Source organism: Streptomyces sp. NPDC052079, assembly GCF_040680275.1.
Taxonomy (GTDB): Bacteria; Actinomycetota; Actinomycetes; order Streptomycetales; family Streptomycetaceae; genus Streptomyces.
The window spans coordinates 90,133-116,164 of record NZ_JBFAWL010000010.1 but is presented as its reverse complement, the minus strand read 5'-3'; the positions used below and the strand labels follow the sequence as shown (position 1 = coordinate 116,164).

Genomic DNA, 26,032 nt, shown 5'->3' with positions numbered 1-26,032 from the left:
CGTGCCGGCGCGGGCGGCCGGACGGCCCGAGCGGGCAAGAGCTCGGGCTCCGGCCCCCTGTCGTCACCACTGGTGCGATCGTGCGCCGTCCGGCCTCGTCGAGGTCGTCACGCCCGTCGTATCGGGGCGAAATGGGGCAGAGTGCCCGTGAGCGTGCGTCAGTGTCCCCGACGAGAGGCCCTCTTCAACGTGTCCCGTGTCCAGTCGATCACCCTGGCCATGGCCGGTGTCGCCCTGCTGGCCCCTTCGGCACCCCCCGCCGCACCCCAGCCCCGCACCGAACCGGTCGCACGCCGCGCCGACCCCGTTGCCGTGCACCGCGCCGCCCCCGCCCCGATACACCGCGCCGCCCTCGCCCCCGCTCCGGTACGCCGCGCCGCCCTCGCCCCCACCCCGGTACGCCGCGCCGCCCCCGCCCCCGCCCGGCGCGCCGATCGCGGGGCACCGGGGCGCGCGGAATCGGTCACCGCCGCCGAGCTGCTGGCCCGGGTGAGCGCCTGCACGCCGGTCTCCCGCGGCCGCTACCGCAAGGACCAGGGGTCCCGGGCCACCGTCACGGTATGCGGCACCCGTGACGCCGTCTTCTGGAAGGCCGACCTGGACATCGACTGCGACGGCCGCCCCGGCCGCCGCTGCAACGCCCGCACCGACCCCTACTTCTCCGCCTCCACGGCCTTCGCCCAGTCCGATGGCCGGCCGCTGAGCGCCGAGAAAACGCCCTATGTCGTGGTGCCCGCCCCCAGCACCGTATGGAACCACCGGGCATACGGCGTGCGCGGCGGATCGGTGGCGGCGATGGTGTACCGCGACCGCGTCAGGTACGCGGTCGTCGGCGACACCGGTCCCGCCGGCATCATCGGCGAGGCGTCGTACGCCGCGGCCGAGTCGCTCGGCATCGACCCGGACCCGCGCACGGGCGGCGCCTCCTCGGGGGTCACCTACATCGTGTTCAGGAACAGCAAGGTGACCCCCATCGAGGACCGTGGTGCCGCGGTCGCCGAGGGCAAGCGGCTGGCCCGGGAGTTCGTCGACGGCGACGGCTGAACGGGACGGCGGGGCACTGCCGCGCCCCTCACACCTTGCGGTAGCTGTACGCCTCCGTCGCCGCCGCCTCCACCGCGGCCAGGTCCGCCCCGGTGGACGCCGTGACCACCGCGGCCACCGCCCCCTCGAGGAACGGCGCGTCCACCAGCCGGGTGTGAGAGGGGAGTTCGTCCCCCTCGGCGAGCAGTGCCTTCACCGTGAGCACCGCGCTGCCCAGGTCGGCCAGTACGGCGACCCCGGCCCCGCGGTCGACGGACGCGGCCGCCGCGGAGATCAACTCGGCACTGGTGCCGAAGTCGCCGCTCTCGGTGCCGCCCGCAGGGGCCACCGGCACCGCGGTGCCGCCGCCCGCCAGGCCCTTGGCCAGCTCCGTCACCGAGGCCGCGACCGCCGCGCTGTGCGACACCAGGACGACCCCCACCAGCTTGTCGTCACTCACCTCCGGCCTCCGTGTCCGCCGAGGCGTCGACGAGCCCGGCGATCAGCAGCGCCGCCGAGGTGGCGCCGGGATCCTGGTGCCCGATACTGCGCTCGCCCAGATAGCTGGCCCTGCCCTTGCGGGCCAGCAGCGGCGTCGTCGCCACGGCCCCCTCCTCGGCGGCGTCGCGGGCCGCGGCGAAGGAGTCGCCGAGCGCGTCCACCGCGGGCATCAGCGCGTCGATCATCGTCTTGTCGCCCGGCGCGGCGCCACCGAGCTGCATCACCGCGTTCACCCCGGCGCGCAGCGCATCGGCCAGTTGGCGATCGTCCACCTCGGCGGCGTCCCCGAGCGTCTTGCCGGTGCGGCGCAGCAGCGTCCCGTACAGCGGACCGGACGCACCGCCGACCGTCGAGACGAGCAGGCGCCCCGCCTGCGTCAGCACCGCCCCGGGGGTGGCCGGCGGCTCCTTCTCCAGCGCGTCCCTCACCGCCCGGAACCCGCGCTGGAGGTTGCTGCCATGGTCCGCGTCCCCGATCGGTGAGTCGAGGGCGGTGAGCCGCTCCGCCTCGCGGTCCACGGACGCGGCGGTGAGCGTCATCCAGCGGCGGAAGAAGTCGGCGTCGAGCACGGGAACTCCTTGCGTGGTAGGTATGTCCGAACGGTGGTCCCGGCTCAGCTTCACATGCCCCAGCGCAGCCCCGGAGTGGCCACCGGCGCGTCCCACAGCCGCAGCAGTTCCTCGTCGACCTGGCACAGGGTGACCGAGGCGCCCGCCATGTCCAGGGACGTGACGTAGTTGCCGACGAGGACGCGCGCCACGGGGACGCCGCGCTCGCCGAGCACCCGCTGCACCTCGGCGTTGAAGCCGTACAGCTCCAGCAGCGGGGTGGCGCCCATGCCGTTGACCAGCACGAGGACAGGGTTGCGCGGGGTGAGGTCGTCCAGGATCGCGTCCAGGGCGGCCTCGGCGATCTCGCCCGACGTCATCATCGGCCGTCGCTCCCGGCCCGGCTCGCCGTGGATGCCGATGCCCAGCTCCAGCTCGCCGTCGGGGAGGTCGAAGGTCGGGCTGCCCTTGGACGGAGTGGTGCACGCGCTCAGTGCCACGCCGAAGCTGCGGGAGTTCTCGTTCACCTGCCGGGCGATCGCCTCCACCCGCTCCAGCGGCATGCCCTCGTCGGCCGCGGCGCCCGCGATCTTCTCCACGAACAGCGTCGCACCCGTGCCGCGGCGGCCGGCGGTGTACAGGCTGTCGGTCACCGCCACATCATCGTTGACCAGCACCTTGGCGACCTGGATGCCCTCGTCCTCGGCCAGCTCGGCGGCCATGTCGAAGTTGAGCACGTCACCGGTGTAGTTCTTCACGATGAACAGCACCCCGGCCCCGCTGTCCACGGCCGCCGCGGCCCGCACCATCTGATCGGGCACCGGGGAGGTGAACACCTCGCCGGGACAGGCCGCCGAGAGCATTCCGGGCCCGACGAACCCGCCGTGCAGCGGCTCGTGCCCGGAACCCCCGCCGGACACCAGGCCCACCTTCCCGGGCACCGGGGCGTCCTTGCGGACGATCACCCGGTTCTCCACGTCCACCGCCAACTCGGGGTGCGCCGCCGCCATTCCGCGCAACGCGTCCGCGACCACGGTCTCCGGAACGTTGATCAGCATCTTCATGGGTACCTCCTGGAGCTCGCCAGGTCCGCCGGGCGGTCTGACACGGGTCGGTGAATTCCTCCTCTCCGCAGTATCTGCCTTGCGGGAGCGAAGGTCACGCATCGATGACGAGGTGACCGTCGTCAAAATACCCTCGGGGGTACCCAGTGCTACGGCGGGAGACATACCCGGGCACGGCGGGGTGCGCCGTCGCGCCCACCGGGCGCCGGCCGGGCTGAGGGGGAGGCGGGTGGCGGCCCTCCCCGACGCCGAGCCCTATGCCTACGCGCTGCCGGGCGGGCGAGGGGACCGGGTGGTGGTGACCACCGGGTTGCCGAGGAGCCTCGCACCGGCCGGGCGCCGGGCGCTGTTCGCGCACGAACGGGCCCATCTGGCGGCCGGCCACCACCGCTCCCTCCTCACGGTGCAGTCCGCCGCACGGGCCAACCCTTTCCTGCGGCCGCCGGCCCAGCTCGCCCACCGGTGGGGCACCCGTCGCACTGCGACCGGCAAGGTCATCCATCTGGACCGAACCGTCCTTCGTCCCCGATCTCTGAGGCCCGCGCGCGGGCCCCGGTTCCGGGGGCAGAAAAAGGGAACCCGCCGGTGCAGCCGGGTGTCGGCCCGTGCCGGACGGGGTGCGAGGAGGAGGGTATGGCTTCGCGACCGCTCGACGATCGGACGGTGACCACGCTGGTGGCCGAGGCCACAGCGGCACCGTCCATGCACAATGCCCAGCCGTGGCGCTTCCGGTATCGGAGCGCGGAGCATCTCGTGCTGCTGCGGGCCGATCCCGACCGGGCCATGCCCCACTCCGACCCCGACAACCGGGCGCTGCTCATCGGCTGCGGGGCCGCCCTGTTCAACCTGCGGGTCGCCGCCGCCTACGCGGACCTCGTCGCGGACGTGACCCTGCTGCCCGAGCCCGGCGATCCGCTGCTGCTCGCGGCCGTACAGCTGTCCGCCCCGCTCCCGCACCGCCCCGCGGACACGGAACTGGCCCGGCTGCACCCCGCCGTCCGGCAGCGGCACACCAGCCGTCATCCCTTCGCCGAGAAGGACATCCCCGAAGACGTGCGGGCCGCCCTGCGGGACGCGGCGGCCCGGGAGGGCGCCGTGCTGCTCTTCCCCGGCGCCTGGCACGCCGAGACCGTGCTCGACCTGGTCCGTGACGCGGAGAGCCGGGACGTCCTGGACCCCGGCGGCAACGAGGACGTGCTCCGCTGGACGCGGCTGGGCACCGAGGCGGACACCGCCGTCGACGGCATCCCGGACTACGCGTTCGGCGCCCGCAAACAGGACGGCAGAGCCCCCGTCCGCGACTTCGCGGGCCGCCGGGCCGTGGCCGACCGCGGCACCACGGCGTTCGAGGACGTCCCGCACCTGGCCCTGCTGAGCACCCGCGGCGAAGGCCCGGCCGACTGGCTGCGCGCCGGGCAGGCACTGGAACGGGTCCTGCTGGAGGCCACCCTCGCCGGCCTGGCGACGTCCCTCACCTCGCACCCCCTGGAAGAGCCGGAGCTGCGCCTGCTGGCCCGCGACCCGGTATCGGGCACCGGGCAGGTGCACATGGTGCTGCGCCTCGGCTACGGCCCCCCGGGGCCCGCGACCCCCCGGCGCTCCGTGAAGGACGTACTGGAGATCACCTGAAGCGCCGCGCCGCCCCCCGAAGACCACGACGACTTTGCGGCTCCTTTACAGTTGGCGTGGAAACAGGCCATCCTGCTTTCCCCCACATATCGTCCACGTGTCCGAGAAGGAGCAACGGTCTCCCAATGGGTGATCCTCCCAGTAGCAGCCGTGCCACCACCGCCCGTCCACGCCGTACGGCAGCCGAGGGAGCGGGGGTGGCACGGTGACCGAGGTCCTGCTGCTCCTGCTCGCCCTGGTGCTGACCCTGGCCTGCGCGGTGTTCGTCGCGGCCGAGTTCTCCCTGACCACCGTCGAGCGCGGTGAGCTGGAGCGTGCCGCCGAGGCCGGCGAGCGCGGCGCCGCCAGCGCGCTGCGTGCCGTACGGCGTCTGACGCTCCAGCTGTCCGGGGCCCAGCTCGGCATCACCGTCACCTCCCTGGTGATCGGCATGCTCGCCGAGCCGTCCCTGGCCGCGCTGCTGCGCGGACCGCTGCGGACGGCCGGACTGGGCGGCGCCGCCCCGACGGTGGCGACCGTGCTCGGTGTGGCGGTATCCACCGTCGTGCTCATGGTGGTCGGCGAACTGGTCCCGAAGAACTGGGCCATCTCCCGGCCGTCCGCGGTCGCGAAGGTGGTTGCCGGACCGCAGCGCGCGTTCACCGCCGCCTTCGGCCCGTTCATCGGGCATCTGAACAGCACCGCGAACCGGTTCGTACGCCGCTTCGGCCTGGAGCCCGCCGAGGAACTGGCCTCCGCGCGCACCCCCGAGGAACTGGGCGCGCTGGCCCGGCGCTCCGCGGCCGAGGGCGCCCTGGAGGCGGACTCCGCGGAACTCTTCGTCCGCACCCTGCACCTGAGCGAGCTCACCGCCGAGAACGTGATGACCCCGAGGGTCGACGTCCGGGCCCTGGAGGTGCACGCCACCGCCGCCGACGCGGCCGCCCTCAGCCACGCCACCGGTCTGTCCCGCTTCCCCGTCTACCGCGACAGCCTCGACGAGGTCGTCGGCACCGTCCACATCCGTGCCGTGCTCGCCCTGGAGCCGGAGCGGCGGGCCGGCACGCCCGTCACCGACCTGACCACCCCGCCCCTGCTGGTCCCCGACAGCCTGACCGCCGACCGCCTGCTGGAGCGGATGCGTGCCCAGCGCACCATGGCCGTGATCATCGACGAGTACGGCGGTACGGCGGGCGTGGCCACCGTGGAGGACATCGTCGAGGAGGTCGTCGGCCAGGTACGCGACGAGCACGACCCCGTCGAGGCGCCCGACCTGGCACCCGCCCCCGCCACGGAGGACGGCCGCACGGTGTGGGAGGCGGACGGCAGCGTCCGCCTCGACCAGCTCTCCGGCATCGGACTCACCGCGCCGGACGGCCCCTACGAGACCCTGGCCGGGCTGATCGCCACCCACCTGGCCCGCATCCCCGCCAAGGGGGACGTCGTGGACCTCGACGGCTGGCGGTGCGAGGTGCTGGAGGTCGAGCACCACCGCGCCGACCGCATACGGGTCACCGAGCCGGCCACGCCCGCGCTCGACCGCGTGACGGAGGGAGCCCGATGACCGCCCTGCAGCTCGCCATCGGCGCCCTGACCCTGCTGACCAACGCGTTCTTCGTCGGCGCCGAGTTCGCACTGATCTCGGTGCGCCGCAGCCAGATCGAACCCCGTGCCGAGGCGGGCGAGAAACGCGCCCGGATGACGCTGTGGGCGCTGGAGCACCTGTCCGCGATGATGGCCACCGCCCAGCTCGGCATCACCGTCTCCTCCCTGGTGCTCGGCGCGGTCGCCGAACCCGCCATCGCGCATCTGCTGGAGCCGGGCTTCGAGGCGGTGCACATCCCGGACGGCCTGGTGCACCCCATCGCGTTCGTCATCGCCCTGACCCTCGCCACGTATCTGCACATGCTCATCGGCGAGATGGTGCCCAAGAACATCGCGCTGGCCGCGCCCGTGGCGGGCGCCCTGCTGCTGGGCCCGCCGCTGGTCGCGCTCACCCGGGCGCTGCGGCCGTTCGTGTTCGGCATGAACGCCTTCGCCAACGTCCTGCTGCGGCTGCTGCGCGTCGAGCCGAAGGACGAGGTCGAGTCGGTGTTCACCGACGACCAGCTCGCCCGGATGGTCGTCGACTCCAGCGAGGCCGGCCTGCTCGGTCCCGCCGACGGCGAGCGGCTGCGGGACGCGCTGGAACTGGGCACCAGGCCGGTCGGCGAGATCCTCGTGCCCGCGCAGCGGATGCGCACCGTCGACCACACCGTCACCCCCGCCCGGCTGGAACGGCTGGCCGCCGAGGCGGGCCTGTCCCGCTTCCCGGTCACCGGTCCCGACGGCGCCGTCCTGGGCTACCTGCACATCAAGGACACCCTCGGCGCCGCCGACCGCGACCGGCCGTTCCCGCGCACCGCGCTGCACAGGATCACCCGGGTGCGCATCGACACGCCGCTGGACGACACACTCACCGCCCTGCGTGCCGAAGACAGTCACCTCGCCGCGGCCGTCGGGGAGAACGGCACGGTCATCGGCTTCGTGACCATGGAAGACGTTCTGTCCGAACTGGTCGGCCCCGCGGCCCCGGCCACCGCCTGACCCCCGCGGCCCGGCAACACCGGGTCAGGCCTCTCGCGGCCGCAGGAGGCCTGAGAGCGGCCGGCGGTCACTGCGCCATCCGGCGGCATCGCTCGTTGTGCCAGGCGATCGCCCGCCGGATGTCGGGTTCGTGCAGCCCGGTCCGGCAGGCGAGCTGGGTCATGGAGAGCGCCGGCGGGCCGGACGTCAGCACCCGGGTGATCTTGGCCGCCCAGAGTTCCTCGTAGACGAAGGGCCGGCGCGCGTACTCCCGGCGGATCGCGTCGAGGTGGGCCTCGCCGCAGGCGGTGACGCGGCGCAGACCGTCGTGGTGCTCGTCGGTGGGATGGACGGACGAGGAGTCCGCGACGTACCCGCGCACCGCCTGGTCCGCGGGGAACGTGGCCGCGCAGCGGTCGCACAGCTCCAGCGGGAACGTCTCCGGACGCCGTGCCTGCTTCCTGCGCTTCCACATCGTCAGCTCCCGGGGGCCGGATGCGGCCAGCGTACTGCGCCCACCGGCGCCCGCACCCCGGACCGCACGGAACCCGGTCGCCGCGGCGCTTCGGCGTGTCGTCCTCGCCGCCCGGGGCACTGGTGGACGATGAAGGACCGGCCGGCCGGCAATCGGGCCTGAACGGAGGTGTCGGGTGGATCCCACGGGCGCAGGCGTCGACACGAACGTACGACGGCGGATTCCGCGCACCGACGCCGTGCTGCGCGATCCGCGACTGCTCCACGCGGCGGCCCGGCTGGGGACCGCGCGGGTGAAGTCCGCGGTCCACCGGGCCCAGCAGCGGGCGCGGGAGGGCGCCGTACCGCCGGACGCGGTCGCCGACACGGCCGTGTCCCTGCTGCCGCCGTCGGCCGGCGGACTGCGGCCGGTGATCAACGCCACCGGTGTGCTCCTGCACACCAACCTCGGCCGGGCCCCGCTCTCGGCGGCGGCCCGGCAGGCCGTGCACGAGGCCGCCGGACCCACCGACGTCGAACTCGACCTGCGCACCGGCGTCCGGGCCCGCCGGGGCCGTACCGCCCTGGCCGCCCTGCGCGCCGCCGTACCGGACGCCGAAGCGGCGCACGTCGTCAACAACGGGGCCGCCGCACTGGTGCTGGCCGCCACCGCGCTCGCCGCCGGCCGGGAGATCGTCGTCAGCCGGGGGGAGATGGTGGAGATCGGCGACGGCTTCCGCCTGCCCGACCTGCTGGTCTCCACCGGTGCCCGGCTGCGCGAGGTGGGAACCACCAACCGCACGACAGCGGCCGACTACGCCCAGGCCGTCGGGCCGGACACCGCCTTCGTGCTGAAGGTGCACCCGTCCAACTTCCGGATCACCGGGTTCACCCGCGCCGCGACCGTCGCCGAACTCGCCCCCCTGGGCGTCCCCGTCGTCGTCGACATCGGGTCCGGGCTGCTCGCCCCGCATCCGGCACTGCCCGAAGAGCCCGACGCGCGCACCCAGTTGGCGGCGGGTGCGGCGCTCGTCACGGCAAGCGGCGACAAGCTCCTGGGCGGGCCCCAGTGCGGACTGCTCCTGGGGCGTGAGGACCTGATCGGCACCCTGTCCCGCCATCCGCTGGCCCGCGCCCTGCGCGTGGACAAACTGACGCTGGCCGCCCTCGAGGCCACACTGACCGGCCCCGCCACCCCGACCGACGAGGCGCTCCGTGCCGCACCGGAACCGCTGAGGCGGCGTGCCGAGCGGCTCGCGGCCCTGCTGGCCGCCGACGGCGTCGACGCACGGGCCGTCCCGAGCGAGGCGACCGTCGGCGGCGGGGGAGCACCCGGTGTGACCCTGCCCAGTGCCGCACTGTCGCTGCCCGAGCGGTACGCCCGGCCCCTGCGCACCGGACCGGTGCCGATGGTGGGGCGCCTGGAGGCCGGGCGGTGTCTGCTCGACCTGCGGGCCGTGCCGGAGGCGGACGACGAGCGCCTCGCCGAGGCCGTACGGGCCGTGGAAGGGAGGTAGGGGCATGCGGGTACTGGCCACCGCCGGGCATGTGGACCACGGAAAGTCCGCCCTGGCCCGGGCGCTCACCGGGATGGAACCCGACCGGTTCGAGGAGGAGCGGCGCCGGGGTCTGACCCTCGACCTCGGTTTCGTGTGGACCCGGCTCGACCCGCCGGACGGCGAGCACCTCGCCCTCGTCGACGTGCCGGGCCACGAACGGTTCGTCGCCACCATGCTGGCCGGCGTCGGACCCGTGCCGGCCGTGCTGTTCGTGGTGGCCGCCGACCAGGGCTGGCAGGAGCAGTCGCAGGAACACCTGGAGATCCTCGACGCGCTCGGCGTGTGCCACGCCGTGCTCGCCGTGACCCGCAGCGACCTGGCCGACCCCGAACCCGTGCGCGCCGACGCCGTCGCCCGCCTGGCCGCCACCTCCCTCGGCACGGTGCCCTCCGTAGCGGTGAGCGCGGTGACGGGCGAGGGACTCGATCAGCTGCGCAAGGAACTGGCTCGGCCGGCGGACGCGTTGCCCGTCCCGCCGGCCGACGCGGACGTACGGCTCTGGCTGGACCGGGCGTTCACCGTGCGCGGCCATGGAACGGTCGTCACCGGCACCCTGGCGGCGGGCACCCTGCGGGTCGGCGACCGGCTGACGACGGGGGACGGCACGACCGCGCTGCGGGTGCGCGGGCTGCAGTCCCTGCGGGAGGACCGGGCCGCCGTCCGCGGCGTGGCGCGGGTGGCCGTCAACGTCCACGGGGCCTCTGACGCCGCACTCGGCCGGGGCCGGGTGCTGTGGACGCCGGACCGCTGGCTGCTCACCGGAACGTTCGACGTCCGGGTCACCGGAACGCCCGTCGGCGACCTCCCCCGTGAGACCACCCTGCACCTCGGCACCGCCGCCGTGCCGGTGACCGTACGGCCGCTCGGCGCGGACACGGCGAGGCTGACGGCCGCCCGCAGGCTGCCGCTGCGGATCGGCGACCGGGCGGTGCTGCGGGAACCCGGCGCACGACGGCGCGCCCCGTGCGGGGTGACCGTGCTGGACGTCCGCCCGCCGGATCTGACCCGGCGTGGAGCGGCCCGGGCCCGAGCGGCCGAACTGGCCGGCCTGACCGGCCACCCGGACGGCACGGCCGAACTGCGACGGCGCCGCCTGGTGCGCCGTACGGAGCTGGAGGCCATGGGAGCCGCCGCCCCCGCGGTGCCCGTCGCCGGTGACTGGCTGGCCGATCCCCAGCACTGGGCGGCGCTGCGGGACCGGCTCGGCGCCGAGGTGCGGCGGTACGCGGCGGATCACCCGCTGGACCCCGGACTTCCCACCGAGGCGGCCCGGCGGCTGCTGGATCTGCCGGACCGGGCCCTGGTCGACGCCCTCGCCGGCACCCCGGGCACGGTGCCGCTGCGCCGGAGCGGCGGGCGGCTGCACGCCCCCGGAGCGGAGAGGCCCTCTCTCCCGCCGCACGTACGGGCCGCCGTAGAGGCACTCCGGGAGGAACTGGAACGGGCCCCGTTCCGTGCCCCGGAGGCCGGGCGGCTGGCCGCACTGCGGCTCGGCCGCAGGGAACTCGCCGCCGCGGTCACCGCGGGCGCGCTGCTGCGGATCGCCGACGGCATCGTCCTGCTGCCGGGGGCGGACACCCGCGCCGTCGCCGTACTGCGCGGCCTGCCGCAGCCGTTCACCCTCAGCGAGGCCCGCCGGGCCCTGGACACCACCCGCCGGGTCGCCGTACCGCTGCTGGAGTTCCTGGACGCGCGGGGTCTCACCGAACGGGTGGACGACCAGCGCCGGCGCTGCCGCGCCGCCGACGCGGAGAGCGGAGGCGGACGGGAATCGAACCCGCCTGCCCGAGATCCTCGGGCACCTCGGTTTTGAAGACCGGGAGGGCCACCAGGCACCCACACGCCTCCACCGCCCGCTCAGGCTACCGGCTCACCCCACCGATCCCCGACAAGGAGCCCGGCACATGCACTCTCTGACCCGGACGCCCGTACGTCTCACCCAGTTCGCGCACGGCGGCGGCTGCGCCTGCAAGATCCCGCCCGGTGAGCTGGAGGACGTACTCGCCGGCCTCGACGCGCCGGTGACGGTCACCGGTGACACCCCGCTGCTGGTGGGGACGGCCACGGGCGACGACGCGGCGGTGGCCGCCCTCCCGGCCCCGGACGGCGCGGCACCGCAGGCGGTGGTGTCCACCGCCGACTTCTTCACCCCTGTCGTCGACGACGCCTACGACTGGGGGCGCATCGCCGCCGCCAACGCCCTGTCCGACGTCTACGCGATGGGCGGGCGCCCCGTCCTGGCCGTCAACCTGCTGGCCTGGCCCCGGGACGTCCTGCCGCTGGAGCTGGCCCGCGAAGTGCTGCGCGGCGGACGGGACGTGGCCGCCGAGGCGGGCTGCCATGTCGGCGGCGGACACAGCGTGGACGACCCGGAGCCCAAGTACGGGATGGCCGTCACCGGTCTGGCGGACCCCGCCCGGCTGCTGCGCAACGACACGGGCCGCCCCGGCATGCCGCTGTCGCTCACCAAGCCGCTCGGGCTGGGCGTCCTCAACAACCGGCACAAGGCCACCGGCGAGCGCTTCGAGCAGGCGGTGGCCACCATGGTGGCGCTCAACCGGGACGCCTCCGCCGCCGCGCTGGCCGCCGGGGCGACCTGCGCCACCGACGTCACCGGCTTCGGCCTCCTCGGCCACCTGCACAAACTCGCCCGCGCCTCCGGCGTCACCGCCGTGCTCGACACCGCCGCCGTGCCCTTCCTCGACGGAGCCCGGCAGGCGGTGCGGGACGGCTATGTCAGCGGCGGTACCCGGCGCAACCTGGACTGGGTGAGCCCGTTCACCGACTTCGGCTCCGTGGACGACGACACCCGGGTGCTGCTGGCCGACGCCCAGACCTCGGGCGGACTGCTGGTGGCGGGCGAGGTGCCGGGCGCCCCCGTGGTCGGCGAACTCGTCCCCGAGGGCCCGCATTCCGTCGTCCTCAGGTGAGCGTCACCACCCGGTGCCGGTCTCCGCGTCGATGCCCGCCCGCGCCCGGTAGTCCAGCACCAGGTCCCGGGCGGCCGGACCCCGCGGCCGGCGTCCCGGTTGGATGTCCACGGCGAACGCCTTCGTCTCCTGGATGTGGGTGTTGGGGTCGAGGGACAGATGCACCAGCTCGTTGGCGGCGTCCCCCGTGCTGTAGCCGTTCGGGCCCCAGTGGTAGGGCAGCCCCACCTGGTGCAGACGGCGGCCGTGCACGGTCAGCGCCGGCACGCGGTCGGTGACCAGCACCCGCGCCTCGATCACCGCGCGGGCGCTGACGATCGTCGCCCAGCCGGTGTGCGCCAGGCCCCGCTCGGCGGCCAGCTCCGGCGACACCTCGCAGAAGAACTCCGGCTGCAGCTCCGCCAGATAGGGCTGCCAGCGCGACATGCCGCCGGCCGTGTGCTGTTCGGTGAGCCGGTAGGTCGTGGCGACGTACGGGTACACCTCCGACCCCGGCTCTTCCGCGCTGGGCTGGTAGCGGTTGTCCGGGTGCGGCGGCAGCAGGTGCCGTACGGGGTTGCGCTGACGGCCGTACAGCAGGTTGGGGACCGGCGAGTCCTGCGGCTCGTAGTGCGTCGGCAGCGGGCCGTCGGTGAGGCCCGCCGGCGCGTACAGCCAGGCCTTGCCGTCGGCCTGCATGATGAACGCGTCGGTCCCGGACAGCGCCTCGGGGCCGGTCGCGTCCTCCGGCGGCAGGTGACCGGGCGCCTTGGCCCTCGGGAAGTCGGGGACATCGTGCCCGGTCCACTCGCCCTGCTCCGCGTCCCACCACACCAGCGCCTTGCGCGCGCTCCACGGCCTGCCGTCCGGGTCGGCCGAGGCGCGGTTGTAGAGCACCCGGCGGTTCGCCGGCCAGGCCCAGCCCCAGTCGGCGGCCACCCAGTTCTGTTCGTGGCCCGGGGTGCGGCGGTCGGCCTGGTTGACGCCGTCGGCCCGCACCCCGCAGTAGATCCAGCAACCGCAGGAGGTGGAGCCGTCGTCCGCCAGCCGGTCGTAGCCCGACAGCGGGGCGCCGTCGGCGTCATACCCGTTGATCTCGGCCAGCACCGCCTCGGCGTCCGGCTCGGCGAGCTCGCCCGCCGTCGGGTAGTCCCAGGTCAGGTCGAGCAGCGGCCGGTCCATCGGATCGGTCGACGCGGCGAGCTTCTCCCGGATGATCCGCCCCAGATGGAAGGTGAACCACAGGTCGCTGCGCGCCTCGCCGGGCGGCGGCACCGCCTGGCGGTGCCACTGCAGCAGCCGCTGGGTGTTGGTGAAGCTGCCGTCCTTCTCGGTGTGCGCGGCGGCCGGCAGGAAGAACACCTCCGTGCCGATGTCCTCGGTGCGCAGCTCACCCGTCTCGATCTCGGGGCCGTCCTTCCACCAGGTGGCCGACTCGATGAGGGAGAAGTCCCGGACGACGAGCCAGTCGAGGTTGGCCATGCCCAGGCGTTGCAGCTTGGCGTTGGCGGAGCCGACCGCGGGGTTCTCGCCCATCAGGAAGTAGCCCTTGCAGGTGCCGTCCACTTGGGCCATGACCGTCTCGTACGTGGAGTGGGAGCCGGTCAGCCGCGGCAGGTAGTCGAAGCAGAAGTCGTTCTCCGCCGTCGCCGCGTCGCCCCAGTACGCCTTGAGCAGACTGACCAGGTAGGCGCGCATGTTGCCCCAGTAGCCCTTGGGCGCGGCGTCGGCCCGGACGAAGGCGTCCAGATTCTGCTGCTTGTGGGCGTGCGGCATCGGGATGTAGCCCGGCAGCAGGTTGAACAGGGTGGGAATGTCCGTCGAGCCCTGGATCGAGGCGTGGCCGCGCAGCGCGAGGATGCCTCCGCCGGGCCGGCCGATGTTGCCGAGCAGGCTCTGCAGCACGGACGCGGCCCGGATGTACTGCACACCGACCGTGTGCTGGGTCCAGCCGACCGCGTACGCGAACGCGGTGGTGCGGTCCCGCCCGGAGTTCTCGGTGACCAGGTCGCACACCTGGCGGAACAGGTCCTGGGGGACACCGCAGATCCGTTCGACCATCTCGGGGGTGTAGCGGGCGTAGTGCCGTTTGAGCACCTGGAGGACGCAGCGGGGGTGGGTCATCGTCTCGTCGTACTCCGGCTCGCCCGGGGGGATCGTGGCGCCGCCGGAGCCGTGGGCCTCGCCGCGTGCCGCCTCCGCGACCTTCGGGGACGCGCTGAGCCTGTCGAACTGCTGGTCCCGCTGTCCGGAGGCCGGCTGCACGTCGATGCCCTGGTACTGCCAGGTGGCCGGGTCGTAGGTGCGGCTGTCGGCGTCCAGCCCGGAGAACACCCCGTCGAGCTCCTCGGTGTCCTGGAAGTCCTCCCGCAGGATCACGGGCCCGTTGGTGTAGGCGACCACGTAGTCACGGAAATACGCGTCCGTCCGCAGGACGTGGTTGATGATCCCGCCGAGGAAGGCGATGTCGGAACCGGCCCGCAGCGGTACGTACAGATCGGCCAGGGCGCTGGTGCGGGTGAACCGAGGGTCGACGTGGACCAGCTTCGCCCCGCGGGCCTTGGCCTCCATCACCCACTGGAACCCGACCGGATGGCATTCGGCCATGTTCGAGCCCTGGATGACGATGCAGTCGGACTTCTGCAGGTCCTGCTGGAAGGTGGTCGCGCCGCCGCGGCCGAACGAGGTTCCCAGACCGGGAACGGTGGAGGAGTGTCAAATACGGGCCTGGTTCTCGATCTGGACGGCCCCGAGGGCGGTGAACAACTTCTTGATGAGGTAGTTCTCCTCGTTGTCCAGCGTGGCCCCGCCGAGGCTCGCGATGCCGAGGGTGCGCCGGGTGCGGGCCTGGTCGACCTCCCACTGCCAGCCCGCCCGGCGTGCCTCGATGACACGGTCGGCGATCATGTCCATCGCCGTGTCGAGGTCGAGGCGCTCCCATTCGGTGCCGTGCGGACGCCGGTACAGCACGTGGTGCTCGCGCGCATCTCCGGTGGTCAGCTGCAGACTGGCCGCGCCCTTGGGGCACAGCCGGCCGCGTGAGATCGGCGAGTCGGGGTCGCCCTCGATCTGGGTGACGCGCCCGTCCTCCACGTACACGTTCTGGCCGCAGCCGACGGCGCAGTACGGGCAGACGGACCGCACGACCCGGTCCGCCGAGGCGACCCGGGGCGTCAGACGCTCGCTCGTCCCGCTCTTGGCCGCGGCGCCGCGGCCCAGCGGGTCGGTGCCCGTGAGCTGGCGGTAGACCGGCCAGGAATCGATCCACGTGCGTACGCCCATGACGCCTGCCTTTCCCCGGTGCGCGATGGCCCCGGCGGAGTACCCAGGACCGCGCGCGTCAATCAGGAGAACCGGGAACCCCGGTGCGCGCCCGGGCCCTCAGCCGCTCCCGCTGCGGTGCGACCGTGTACCGGGGGTCCTCGGACGAGGCCACGCCGGCCTGGAACACGCCCATCCGCAGGGCCGCGGAACCGGCCAGCAGGGCCGTCCCCGCGAGTGCGGCGAGCGCCCGGCCACGGCGGCCGGAACAGACCGCCAGCGCGGCGCCGCCGGCCGTGAGCACCTCCGCCGCGCGCAGCCAGGCCCGCGGCCCGCCCCGCTCGTACGCCTCGGCCTCCAGTCCCATGTTCCGCTTCATCAGCTGGAAGGCACCCAGTTCGAGCACCGCGCCCAGGACGGCCGCCCGGCGGGCCGGACCGGTCTGCCCCGGCGGTACGGCGGCCAGCGCCAGACCGGCCGCCGCGGTGGCGCCCGAACCGGCGAAGACATACGGCATCTGGCGGTACCCCTCGTGCCACGACGGCACGGCGGTGTCGCAGATCAGCACGGCGGTGTACGTGGCCACCGCCGGCCCGAGGGCGGCGGCGGACGCCGTGGCGGCCGCACCCACGATCCGGTACCTGCCCGTGACGTCGGCGGCCGCCGCGGCCATCGTGAGCGGCGCGTAGCCCGCGAGCAGCCACGACCCCATGCTCATCGGCGACGTCGGCTTGAAGACGCGCAGCATGTTGAGGAAGCGGGCGGGACGGCCCAGGTCGTGCACGAGCGCCACCAGCGACAACGAGATCGCTCCGGCCGCCCCCAGCTTCGCCGTCCGGGCCAGTGCGGGCCGGGCGGTGACGTCCGCCCCGGCGGCCAGCAGCGACGAGGCGCCGGCCAGTCCGCCGAGACAGAGATAGCCCGCGACGTCCAGCGTGTTCCACGCCGGCCGCTTCAGAACCGGCTTGCCGTAGTACGACGCGAACTCGGCCTCCGGGACGATGGCCCGCTCACCGCGTCCCCGTCCGCGTCCCCGTCCTCGTCGGCGGCGTCCGGCGTCCGGGAGCCCGTCCCGGGGGACCCCGCTCATCGCCGGCTCCCGGCGAAGCCGGCCACGGCCAGCGCGGCGAGCGAGACGGCGGCCGCCGCGGCGTGCCGCCACATGTCGGGCAGATCGCGGGTCGTGACGACCGGGTCGGGCGGCAGCCCGTACACCTCCGGTTCGTCCAGCAGCAGGAAGAACGCGCCGTCGCCGCCGACCCCGTCCCCCGGATCCTCGCCGTACAGACGGGCGCTGCCGACCCCGGCCGCGCGCAACTGCTCCACCCGGTCCGCCGCGCGCTCGCGCAGCTCCTCCAGCGGGCCGAACTGGATGGAGTCGGTGGGGCAGGACTTGGCGCAGGCCGGTTCCATGCCGACGCCGAGCCGGTCGTAGCACAGGGTGCACTTCCAGGCGCGTCCGTCGCCGGGCCGCCGCTCGATGACCCCGTAGGGGCAGGCGGAGACGCAGTAGCCGCAGCCGTTGCAGATGTCCTCCTGGACGACGACCGAGCCGAACTCGGTGCGGAACAGCGAGCCCGTCGGGCATACGTCGAGACAGGCGGCGTGGGTGCAGTGCTTGCACACGTCGGACGACATCAGCCAGCGCATCTCACCGCCGTCGGCGGACGGCGCGGGGGAGTCGGCGAGACCCCGGGCGGCGTCGAAGACGTCGACGCCCTCCACGCCGGATTCGGGTGCCGCCCCGGCCGCGGGCACGCGCTGCTCGATGAAGGCCACATGCCGCCAGGTGCTGGCGCCGAGGCCCTGGGTGTTGTCGTAGGACATGCCGGTGAAGTCGAGGCCGTCCTCCGGGACGGCGTTCCACTCCTTGCACGCCACCTCGCACGCCTTGCAGCCGATGCACACCGACGTGTCGGTGAAGAAGCCCATGCGCGGCGGCGGATCGGCGTGCCCGGCCGCTCGCACGATGTCGTCCGTCATACGGGGACCTCCTCCAACCCTGGGCGGGCCCGAGTGCCCAGGCCGGAACGCCCGAAACGGTTCACCGGGAGGCGGGCGCGAGGGTGAGTGCCCCGTCGGCGTCCAGGCCGATGTCCACGCCGCTGATCCGGTCGAGCGTCTCCCGCAGCCAGTCCCGCTCCTCCGGCGCGGCGCGTTCGAGCCGCATCCGCCGCGCCCTGAGCGGCACCATCCGCAGCCCGGCCATGCGCCCGGTGCGGGCGTCGAGCGTCGGCAGGTACGCGAGCCGCAGCTCGTCGCGGAACTCCTCGTAGCCGGAGATGCCCTCGTAGTCGTCGATGAAGTCGCCGCACCCGTACAGGATCGGACGGTCCCGGTACACCTCGACGGGGCGGGGGTGGTGCGAGGAGTGACCGTGGACCACGTCGACACCGCCGTCCACCAGAGCGTGGGCGAAGCGGACGTGATCCGGCGGGACCCGGTATCCCCAGTTCGAACCCCAGTGCACGGACATCACCGCGATGTCCGCCGACCCCTTCACCCGCCGTACCCGCCGGACCACCGCCTCGGCCGCCGCCGCCGAAGGCTCCGCGAGGTAGGCCACGCCGGACCGGTCCGCCGTCGCCGCCCAGTCCGGCGGGATGCCGCTCGAGGCCGTCCCGACGGCGAACACCAGCACCCGGCCGCCCGCTACGGGGACCACGGCCGGGGCATGCGCCGCGTCGGCGTCCCGGCCGGCGCCCGCGTCACCCAGGCCCGCGCCGTCCAGCACGTCCAGCGTCTCGCCGAGTCCCGGGCGGCCGAAGTCCAGCACATGGTTGTTGGCCAGGACGCACACGTCGGGACGGGCCACCGTGAGCGCCGGCACGTTGGCCGGGTCCATGCGGTAGTGCACGGCCTTGCCGGGCGCGAACGCGTCACTGCGCGTGACGGACGTCTCCAGGTTCACGATCCGCACGTCCGGCGCGGCGTCGTCGAGCACCCGCAGGGCGTCGCCCCACGGCCACGAGAACGGCACCGGGCGGGGAACCTGGCCGCTGACACGCTCCACCAGCGCCACGTAGTCACGGGCGTCCCGGATGTACTCCTCCCGCAGCGCGGGGTCGCCCGGGTGCGGAAGGATCTGGTCGACGCCACGCCCGAGCATGACGTCGCCGCACAGGAACAGCGTCACCGTGCCGGCACCCATTCCTCCACGGTAGGACCATGCAACTGGCGGTGCCTTGTCAGCACCGGCCCGTCTACGTGCGGTTGGCCTTCGGCTTGCCCGGCTGGTCCGGGGTGCCGTGCGGCGGGGGATGGTGCGGCTGCGGCGAGGTGGCGGGCGAGACCGGTGACCCGGCCTGGCGGGCACCCTGCTCGGGGCGCAGCGCTTCCGGGTCGCCGGACGTCGGCTCGGCGCCCGCGCGCAACTGCTCCAGCCGGGCCGTGAGCAACTCGATCACCGGGACCCGGTCGGCGTGCGACCGCTCATAGGACAGCAGTTCCTCGATCTCGTCCTCCGTCAGCGAGCGGATCCGGCTCTCCAGCCCGCTGAGGGGCAGATGGTCGTAATCCGGCAGCGGCAGGGTCTTCCGGTCGGGATCTGCCATGGTTCTCACTTCCCTGTGTACGACGGTACGAGCGGTACGGCAGTGGCCGCCGGCCCGGGACGGATCAGTGACGGCCCGGTCCGCCGCTGCCGAACGCCCCGCTGCTGCCCTCGTCCCAGCGGGGCCGCTCCTGCGACGCGCCCCCGCGGCTGCCGGCCGTGCCGTGGCCCTTCAGTTCGTGCGGTGTCAGACGCTCGTCGCCCCGGGGCACCTCGTCCGGCTCACGCCGCTCCCGTACCTCCTGCACCGGGCCGCCCTCGGGCATCCGGGGCTGCTCCTCCGGCCGGGGCCTGCGCGTCCGGTTGTTCCTGACCCGGCGGCTGCCGAAGACGAACATGCCGATCAACACGGCCAACACCACCAACGCCGCCACGCCCAGCCCGGCGCCCAGGGCGCCACGGCCCGCCGCGAGGTCGGCCGTCTCCATCCATGAGGTGTTCATCATGGCTCGCGGGTACCCCCGGACCCCGGCACGAACCGGCTCACCTCGCCGCGGGACGCCCGCCCCATCGCCGTACACGTACCGTTGCCCGCGTTTGACCGCCGGGGCGGCGGCTACCCGCGCGGTGTGACGACGACATCGCAGAAGGAGCTGTTCCGGTACCTGGAAGACCGCTTCGCCTGTGCCCAGGCCTGCACCGAGTGCGCACGGGCGTGCGCCACGCGGGTCAGTCTGGTGGACCCGGACGGGACCGAGAACCAGGAACTCGTACGACGCAAGGGCATCATGTGCGCGGAGGTCTGCGACGCGACCTGCCGCATGCTGTCCGAGCAGAACCTGGTGGACGAGGCGACCATCAGGATCCAGGTGGAATGGTGCCGGCAGGTGTGCCTGGAGACCGCCCAGGCGTTCGACGGACACTCCGGGGCGGACAAGACGGCCGAGGCGTGCCGGGCCTGCGCGCGGGCCTGCACGGAGTTCCTTGCCACCCTGAACTGACCGCCTGAACCGACCGCCGACCGGAGCGGACGGGCCGCGCGCCCCGGCACCGTACAAACTCGGGCGAGTTGTCGCCATACTGGACGAGCCAGGGGAGGGCGGGGCGGACTGCGACGGGGGCGGGCGAAGGAGATGGGGGACAGCAGGCTGATCCACGGCCGGTACCGGCTGTTCGACCGGATCGGGCGCGGCGGCATGGGCGAGGTGTGGCGGGCACGGGACGAGTCGCTGGGCCGGCAGGTGGCGGTGAAGTGCTTGAAGCCCGTCGGCGCGCAGCCCGACCAGTCGTTCGGCCGCGTGCTGCGCGAACGGTTCCGGCGCGAGGCCCGGGTGGCCGCGGCGCTGCAGCACCGCGGGATCACGGTCGTGCACGACTTCGGGGAGTCCGAGGGCGTGCTGTATCTGGTGATGGAGCTGCTCCAGGGCCGCGATCTCAGCCAGCTCCTGGAGGACAACAAGCAGCACCCGCTGCCGGTCGACGAGGTGGTGGAGGTCGCCGGCCAGGTCGCCGCGGCCCTCGCCTACACCCACGACCAGGGCATCGTGCACCGGGACCTCAAACCCGCCAACATCGTGCGGCTGGACGACGGCACCGTGAAGATCTGCGACTTCGGCATCGCCCGCCTCGGCCACGACATCGGCTTCACCTCCCGGCTGACCGGCACGGGCATCGCCATGGGCACCCCGCACTACATGTCGCCGGAGCAGATCAGCGGCTCGGAGGTCGACCGGCGCAGCGACCTGTACTCCTTCGGCTGTGTGCTCTACGAGATCGCCACCGGCGTGCCGCCGTTCGACCTGGACGACGCCTGGGCGATCCTCGTCGGTCACCGCGACACCCCGCCCCGCCCGCCGCGCATCCACCGCGCCGAGATCCCCGAACACCTCGAGCAGATCATCCTGGACCTGCTGGCCAAGGAGCCCGCCGGGCGACCGGGCAGCGCCCGTGAACTGGCCGACCGGATCGGCGCACTGCGGGCGGCCCCGGCCACGGTGGGCGCCGGTCCGGGCACCACCGCACCCGGGCCGACGGAACGCGCGGTCGGAGCACGCGCCGGGTCGGCGGGGCGCGCGGCCCGGCTGCCGTCCTGGACACGCGGCATGACCTCCGGACACACGGCGGCCGGCAACGGCCCGCGCACCGCACCCCCCGACCCGGGGGCCGGACTCTCCGGTGAATGGATCGCCCGCCCGGCCACCGGCCCCCTCGCGCCTCCCGTGCCCGAGGAGCGGCCCGCCCCGTCCCCGCAGGCCCTGACCACCCTCGCCGGACGGCACAACGCCGGTCTGAGCCTGGGACGCCTCGGCCGCTGGACGGAGGCGGGGGAGGTGCACCGCGCGGTGGCCGCCGAACGCGAGCACCTCCTCGGCCCCGACCACCCCGACACCCTCGCCAGCCGCTACGAGGTGGCGTTCACCCTCAGCCGCACCGGCCGCGCCGCCGACGCGCTGCGCGAGTACAAGCACGTGACCGAGGCCCGCATCCGCACGCTCGGACCGGACCACGCCGACACGCTCGCCGCCCGCCAGGAGATGGCCTACGTCCTTGCCCAGCTGGGCCGGCCCTTCGACGCCCATCAGGTGTATCTGTCGGTGCTCGCCGCCCGCGAGCGGACCATGGGGGCGGACCACCCCGACACCCTGCGCTGCCGCCACAACCTCGCCTTCAACCTCGGCCGGCTGGGCCGCCAGGAGGACTCCTACGGCATGGCGTGCGAGGTGGCCGCCGCCCGCGCCCGGGTGCTCGGCCCCGAGCACCCCGACACCCTCGTCACCCGGTACGACGTCGCCTACGCCCTCGGACAGCTGGGCCGCTGGACGGAGGCCCTGGACACCTACCGGGAGGTCGCCGACGCCCGCGCCAGGGCGCTCGGCCCGGACCACCCGGACACCCTCGCCGCCCGCTACGAGACCGGTATCAGCCTGGGCCGGCTCGGCCGCACCGGCGAGGCACTCGACCTCTACCGCCGCCTCGTCGAGGACCGCACCCGGGTACACGGAGCAGCCCACCCCGAGACCCTGCGCGCCCGGCACGGCATCGGCGTCAACCTCGGCCGGCTCGGCCGCTGGGTGGAGGCCCTGGCCGAGTCCCGGGAGGTGTGCGCCCTGCGCGAGCGGGTCCTCGGCGCCGACCACCCCGACACCCTGGTCAGCCGCCGCGAGGTCGCCGTCGGACTGGGCTGGCTCGGCCACTGGGCGGACGCTCTGACCGAGTACCGGCAGGTGGCCGACACCCGTGAGCGCGTCCTCGGCGCCGACCACCCCGACACCCTCGCCGCCCGCGACGACGAGGCGCACTGCCTGGAGCGGCTGGGCCACGGCAAGGAGGCGGCGGGGCTGTACCGCAGGGTCGCGGCACTGCGGCAGCAGGGGGCGGCCGGAGGCGCGTGACCCGGACCCGGTCTGGCCCGTACGGATCATCGCGTGTTACGAAGAACCATGAGCGCATCCCAGGAGTCCCGGACATACGACGCCGTCATCATCGGCGGAGGCCACAACGGTCTCGTCGCCGCCGCCTACCTCGCCCGGGCCGGGCGCTCCGTGCTGGTGCTGGAGCGGCTGGACCACACCGGCGGGGCGGCGGTCTCCACCCGCCCGTTCACCGGCGTCGACGCACGGCTGTCCCGGTACTCGTACCTGGTCAGCCTGCTGCCCCGGAAGATCGTCCAGGATCTGGGGCTCGACTTCCGGCTCGCCACCCGCACCATATCCTCGTACACCCCCACCGAACGCGGCGGACGGCCCACCGGGCTGCTCGTCGGCGGCGGCGAGCAGCGCACCCGCGAGGCGTTCGCCCGCCTCACCGGCTCCGAGGACGAGTACCGGGCCTGGCAGCGCTTCTACGACATGACCGGCCGCGTCGCCCGGCGCGTCTTCCCCACCCTCACCGAACCGCTGCCCACCCGCGAGGAGTTGCGGCGCGCGGTCGACGACGAGGAGGCCTGGCGGATCCTCTTCGAGGAGCCCCTCGGCGTCGCCGTGGAGCAGAACTTCAAGGACGACCTGGTGCGGGGCGTCGTCCTCACCGACGCCCTCATCGGCACCTTCGCCGACGCCCACGACCCCTCCCTCACGCAGAACCGCTGCTTCCTCTACCACGTCATCGGCGGCGGCACCGGCGCCTGGGACGTCCCCGTCGGCGGCATGGGCGCCCTCACCGACGCGCTCGCCGACGCCGCGCGCGCCGCCGGCGCGGTCATCGCCACGGGCCATCGCGCCGTGCGCATCGACACCGACGGCCGCACGGCCGAGGTCACCCACCGCACCGCCGACGACGAGGGCGTCGCCACCGCACGGCACGTCCTGGTCAACGCCTCCCCGCAGGAACTCGCCATCCTCACCGGCGACACACCGCCGCCCCCGGCCGAGGGCGCCCAGCTGAAGGTGAACATGCTGCTCAAGCGGCTGCCCCGGCTGCGCGACCCCTCCGTCGACCCGCGTGAGGCGTTCGCCGGCACCTTCCACATCGCCGAGGGGTACGGGCAACTGGCCGCCGCACACGCCCAGGCCGCCGCGGGCGAGCTGCCCGCCGCCCCGCCGTCCGAGATCTACTGCCACTCGCTCACCGACCCGAGCATCCTCGGCCCGGACCTGGCCGCCCAGGGCTACCAGACGCTCACCCTGTTCGGACTGCACACCCCCGCCCGGCTGTTCGAGCGGGACAACGACGCCGTACGCGAGGAACTGCTGAAGTCGACCCTCGCCCAGCTCGACGCCCATCTCGCCGAACCCCTCGCCGACTGCCTGGCCACCGACGCCGAGGGGCGCCCGTGCCTGGAGGCCAGGTCCCCGCTGGATCTCGAACGCGATCTCGGGCTGCCCGGCGGCAACATCTTCCACCGCGAACTGTCCTGGCCCCACACCCAGGACGGCACCGGCCGCTGGGGCGTGGAGACCCGGCACGCCAATGTCCTGCTGTGCGGCGCGGGCGCGGTGCGCGGCGGCGGCGTGAGCGGAGTACCGGGCCACAACGCCGCCATGGCGGTCCTGGAGGCCGGGGACTAGGGGACTAGGGGCCTGTCCGGCGGATCGAGTCGGGGAATAGGGGCGGCGCCGTGCAACCCGGGTGAGCGGGGTCCGGTGCGTCCAGCTGCAAGGCGGAGGAGGGAGTCGACGCGGTGGGGGTCCCCCCGCTCGAGCGAGGTTCAGAGTGGGGGAGTCGGCGACCGACGACACCGCCGCAGATGGGTGTGCCAGCCCCCGCGTCCCGGCATGGTCCGCCGGACAGGCCCTAACCCGCGGGGTCAGTCGGCCGACCGGGACCAGCCCTCCGCCCGGACCCGTGCCGCGTCCGCCCGGCGTGCCTCGTCGAAGAGCCGGCCGCCGGGCGCGTCGACACGCACGGCGTCGACATAGGCGCCGCGCCCCACGTACAGCCGGTCCGTCGTGTACCGCCAGCGCAGGGTGAGGTCCCGGGCGGCGGGCAGGGCGGCGGTGAGGTCGTGCCAGACCCGTCCGGACCAGCCGGTGACCGTGCCCGAGGGATGCGGCTGCGGTTCCGCGCCCCGGCGCCCGGTGGCGAACGGCACCGCCTGCCAGCTCGCGCCGCCGTCCGCGGAGGCTTCGAGGACCAGGACGTCGGCACGGGGCTCCGTGTCCCACCACAGCGAGCAGCGCAGCCGGGCCTCGCCGGACGAGGTGTCCAGCGCGGGCAGGGTGAGGGTCGCCGTCGCGGAGCTCGCCATCCCGGAGAACCACGCCGTACGGCCCCGGGCCGGCCGGACCGGCACCGCGCGGGCCAGCTGGTTCGCGGCGGCCACGCGGGGAGCCGACCCCGAACGCCAGTTGCGCACGGGATGGACGGAGTTGCCCAGCACGACGAGGAACGAGTCGGTCGTCGGGTCGAGCACCAGACAGGTGCCGGTGAAGCCGGTGTGGCCCGCCGTGCGCGGAGTGGCCATCGCGCCCATGTACCAGTGCTGGTGGAGCTCGAAGCCCAGACCGTGCTCGTCCCCGGGGAAGTCGGTGTTGAAGTCGGTGAACATCAGCTCCACCGACTCCGGCGTGAGGATCCGCTCCCGGCCGTAGACACCGCCGTTGAGCAGGGTACGGGCGAGGACCGCCAGGTCCCAGGCGTTGGAGAACACCCCGGCGTGACCCGCGACGCCGCCGAGGCTGTACGCGTTCTCGTCGTGCACCTCACCCCACACCAGCCCCCGGTCGAGGCCGGACCACGGTCTGCGGGCGTCCTCCGTGGCCGCCATCCGCGGCTTCCAGGAGGCGGGAGGGTTGTAGCGGGTGCGGCGCATGCCCAGCGGGCCGGTGATCCCGTCCCGCAGGAGGACGTCGAGCGTGCGGCCGGTGATCTCCTCCAGGACCAGCTGCAGCGAGATCATGTTCAGATCCGAATACCGGTACGCGGTCCCGGGCGGACTGGCCGGCGTCTCGTCGTAAATGAGCCGGATCTTCTCCTCGTACGTGGGCGCGTTGTACAGCGGGATCCAGGCGCGGAACCCCGAGGTGTGGGTGAGCAGCTGCCGGATCGTCATCTCCTGCTTGCCCGCGCGCCCGAAGTCCGGCAGGTACGACGCGACGGTCGCCTCAAGCTCCAGCCTGCCCCGCTCGATCTGCTGCACGGCGAGAACGGAGGTGAACAGCTTCGACACCGAGGCCAGGTCGAAGACGGTGTCGGCGCTCATGGGAATCTGCTGGTCGGCAGGGAACTCGACGCCGGTGTCGGTCTCCTCGTCGTACGCCCGGTAGCGCACCGCCATGCCGATGGGCCGATGCAGCGCCACCGTGCCGCCCCGTCCGGCCAGCAGCACGGCCCCGGCGTACCAGGGGTGCGTGGGCGACGGAGCGAGGAACGCCTCGGCGTCGGTGACGAGTTGGCGCAGGGGCGCGGAGAGCAGTCCGGCACGCCGGGCCGATCCGTGCTTCAGGGTCCGAGGGCCGCCGTACGCAGCCCCGGCGGCCGAGGCGGGGTCGGCCGGAAGGGGGGCGATGGTCAGCGCTCCGCCCAGGGCCAGTGCGCCTCGGCCCAGTTGACGCCGGGTGATGCTTCCCGCGCCTGCCTCCGCCATGAGTTCCTCCCGTGTTGTGACCCC

Annotated in this window: 20 protein-coding genes, 1 tRNA gene and 2 pseudogenes; 11 read left to right on the top strand and 12 right to left on the bottom strand. The window is 74.0% G+C overall.

From position 1 onward, the window contains the following. Nucleotides 1–189: 189 nt before the first annotated feature. Entirely contained in the window at nucleotides 190–1,044 is an 855-nt protein-coding gene (locus AB0L56_RS17680) for a glycoside hydrolase family 75 protein (RefSeq protein ID WP_365424304.1), read from the top strand. A 28-nt stretch (nucleotides 1,045–1,072) separates the two neighbouring features. On the opposite strand, the gene AB0L56_RS17675 is transcribed toward AB0L56_RS17680, so the two are convergent. The 3 genes from AB0L56_RS17675 to dhaK are packed head-to-tail and all read right to left on the bottom strand — an operon-like array spanning nucleotide 1,073 to nucleotide 3,136. Continuing rightward, nucleotides 1,073–1,483: a PTS fructose transporter subunit IIA gene (locus AB0L56_RS17675; RefSeq protein ID WP_365424302.1), complete on the bottom strand. Its 411-nt coding sequence runs from the start codon at nucleotides 1,481–1,483 to the stop codon at nucleotides 1,073–1,075. Next, entirely contained in the window at nucleotides 1,476–2,093 is a 618-nt protein-coding gene (dhaL, locus tag AB0L56_RS17670; RefSeq protein WP_365424301.1) for a dihydroxyacetone kinase subunit DhaL, read from the bottom strand. Before dhaL ends, AB0L56_RS17675 begins: the two co-directional genes overlap by 8 nt. Before the next feature lie 50 nt (nucleotides 2,094–2,143). Next, entirely contained in the window at nucleotides 2,144–3,136 is a 993-nt protein-coding gene (gene dhaK / locus AB0L56_RS17665; protein ID WP_361032435.1) for a dihydroxyacetone kinase subunit DhaK, read from the bottom strand. A 172-nt stretch (nucleotides 3,137–3,308) separates the two neighbouring features. On the opposite strand from dhaK, the pseudogene AB0L56_RS17660 reads away from it, so the two are divergent. From AB0L56_RS17660 to AB0L56_RS17645, 4 genes and pseudogenes are all read left to right on the top strand, one after another. After that, nucleotides 3,309–3,578, top strand: a pseudogene (locus tag AB0L56_RS17660) (M48 family metalloprotease); the annotation flags it as partial. A gap of 191 nt (nucleotides 3,579–3,769) precedes the next feature. Further along, the gene (locus tag AB0L56_RS17655) at nucleotides 3,770–4,765 is read left to right on the top strand and encodes a nitroreductase (RefSeq protein ID WP_365424298.1); all 996 of its coding nucleotides are present in this window, start codon (nucleotides 3,770–3,772) and stop codon (nucleotides 4,763–4,765) included. A gap of 205 nt (nucleotides 4,766–4,970) precedes the next feature. After that, on the top strand, nucleotides 4,971–6,308 hold the full coding sequence (locus AB0L56_RS17650; protein ID WP_365424297.1) for a hemolysin family protein: 1,338 nt from the start codon (nucleotides 4,971–4,973) through the stop codon (nucleotides 6,306–6,308). Beyond that, the gene (locus AB0L56_RS17645) at nucleotides 6,305–7,330 is read left to right on the top strand and encodes a hemolysin family protein (protein ID WP_365424295.1); all 1,026 of its coding nucleotides are present in this window, start codon (nucleotides 6,305–6,307) and stop codon (nucleotides 7,328–7,330) included. Before AB0L56_RS17650 ends, AB0L56_RS17645 begins: the two co-directional genes overlap by 4 nt. Nucleotides 7,331–7,397: 67 nt before the next feature. Here the strand turns inward: AB0L56_RS17645 and AB0L56_RS17640 are convergent, their stop codons facing one another. Next, a complete protein-coding gene (locus AB0L56_RS17640; protein ID WP_361032447.1) occupies nucleotides 7,398–7,784 on the bottom strand; it encodes a hypothetical protein in 387 nt (128 codons plus the stop codon). Nucleotides 7,785–7,959: 175 nt separating this feature from the next. On the opposite strand from AB0L56_RS17640, the gene selA reads away from it, so the two are divergent. Both selA and AB0L56_RS17630 read left to right on the top strand, forming a co-directional pair. Then, on the top strand, nucleotides 7,960–9,279 hold the full coding sequence (gene selA, locus AB0L56_RS17635; protein ID WP_365424293.1) for an L-seryl-tRNA(Sec) selenium transferase: 1,320 nt from the start codon (nucleotides 7,960–7,962) through the stop codon (nucleotides 9,277–9,279). A 4-nt stretch (nucleotides 9,280–9,283) separates the two neighbouring features. Then, nucleotides 9,284–11,038, top strand: a pseudogene (locus tag AB0L56_RS17630) (SelB C-terminal domain-containing protein); the annotation flags it as partial. 38 nt (nucleotides 11,039–11,076) lie between these two features. On the opposite strand, the gene AB0L56_RS17625 reads toward AB0L56_RS17630, so the two are convergent. Further along, nucleotides 11,077–11,169, bottom strand: a tRNA-Sec gene (locus AB0L56_RS17625). Nucleotides 11,170–11,225: 56 nt separating this feature from the next. Here AB0L56_RS17625 and selD point away from each other — a divergent pair. Beyond that, nucleotides 11,226–12,251 carry a selenide, water dikinase SelD gene (selD, locus tag AB0L56_RS17620; RefSeq protein WP_361032453.1) on the top strand — a complete coding sequence of 342 codons (1,026 nt, stop codon included), beginning with the start codon at nucleotides 11,226–11,228 and terminating at the stop codon, nucleotides 12,249–12,251. A 3-nt stretch (nucleotides 12,252–12,254) separates the two neighbouring features. On the opposite strand, the gene fdh is transcribed toward selD, so the two are convergent. The 6 genes from fdh to AB0L56_RS17590 form a co-directional block, all read right to left on the bottom strand. Then, nucleotides 12,255–15,512, bottom strand: coding sequence for a formate dehydrogenase (gene fdh, locus AB0L56_RS17615; protein WP_365424291.1), 3,258 nt, complete (start codon nucleotides 15,510–15,512; stop codon nucleotides 12,255–12,257). A 58-nt stretch (nucleotides 15,513–15,570) separates the two neighbouring features. Continuing rightward, nucleotides 15,571–16,581 carry an NrfD/PsrC family molybdoenzyme membrane anchor subunit gene (gene nrfD / locus AB0L56_RS17610; RefSeq protein ID WP_365424289.1) on the bottom strand — a complete coding sequence of 337 codons (1,011 nt, stop codon included), beginning with the start codon at nucleotides 16,579–16,581 and terminating at the stop codon, nucleotides 15,571–15,573. After that, on the bottom strand, nucleotides 16,578–17,474 hold the full coding sequence (locus AB0L56_RS17605) for a 4Fe-4S dicluster domain-containing protein (RefSeq protein WP_365424287.1): 897 nt from the start codon (nucleotides 17,472–17,474) through the stop codon (nucleotides 16,578–16,580). The genes nrfD and AB0L56_RS17605 overlap by 4 nt, the downstream gene beginning before the upstream one ends. A 61-nt stretch (nucleotides 17,475–17,535) precedes the next feature. Continuing rightward, the gene (locus AB0L56_RS17600; RefSeq protein WP_365424285.1) at nucleotides 17,536–18,642 is read right to left on the bottom strand and encodes a CapA family protein; all 1,107 of its coding nucleotides are present in this window, start codon (nucleotides 18,640–18,642) and stop codon (nucleotides 17,536–17,538) included. A 52-nt stretch (nucleotides 18,643–18,694) separates the two neighbouring features. Further along, complete coding sequence (locus AB0L56_RS17595) at nucleotides 18,695–19,045, bottom strand: hypothetical protein (RefSeq protein ID WP_361032468.1); 351 nt, start codon at nucleotides 19,043–19,045, stop codon at nucleotides 18,695–18,697. Nucleotides 19,046–19,109: 64 nt separating this feature from the next. Beyond that, complete coding sequence (locus AB0L56_RS17590; RefSeq protein WP_365424401.1) at nucleotides 19,110–19,487, bottom strand: DUF6479 family protein; 378 nt, start codon at nucleotides 19,485–19,487, stop codon at nucleotides 19,110–19,112. 126 nt (nucleotides 19,488–19,613) lie between these two features. Here AB0L56_RS17590 and AB0L56_RS17585 point away from each other — a divergent pair, with 126 nt between their 5' ends. From AB0L56_RS17585 to AB0L56_RS17575, 3 genes are all read left to right on the top strand, one after another. Next, a complete protein-coding gene (locus AB0L56_RS17585; RefSeq protein ID WP_361032471.1) occupies nucleotides 19,614–19,985 on the top strand; it encodes a ferredoxin in 372 nt (123 codons plus the stop codon). 132 nt (nucleotides 19,986–20,117) lie between these two features. Beyond that, on the top strand, nucleotides 20,118–22,376 hold the full coding sequence (locus tag AB0L56_RS17580; RefSeq protein ID WP_365424282.1) for a tetratricopeptide repeat protein: 2,259 nt from the start codon (nucleotides 20,118–20,120) through the stop codon (nucleotides 22,374–22,376). A gap of 48 nt (nucleotides 22,377–22,424) precedes the next feature. Continuing rightward, nucleotides 22,425–23,990 carry an NAD(P)/FAD-dependent oxidoreductase gene (locus AB0L56_RS17575; protein ID WP_365424280.1) on the top strand — a complete coding sequence of 522 codons (1,566 nt, stop codon included), beginning with the start codon at nucleotides 22,425–22,427 and terminating at the stop codon, nucleotides 23,988–23,990. 239 nt (nucleotides 23,991–24,229) lie between these two features. Here the strand turns inward: AB0L56_RS17575 and AB0L56_RS17570 are convergent, their stop codons facing one another. Continuing rightward, complete coding sequence (locus AB0L56_RS17570; protein ID WP_365424278.1) at nucleotides 24,230–26,008, bottom strand: serine hydrolase; 1,779 nt, start codon at nucleotides 26,006–26,008, stop codon at nucleotides 24,230–24,232. Between the last annotated feature and the right edge of the window lie 24 nt (nucleotides 26,009–26,032).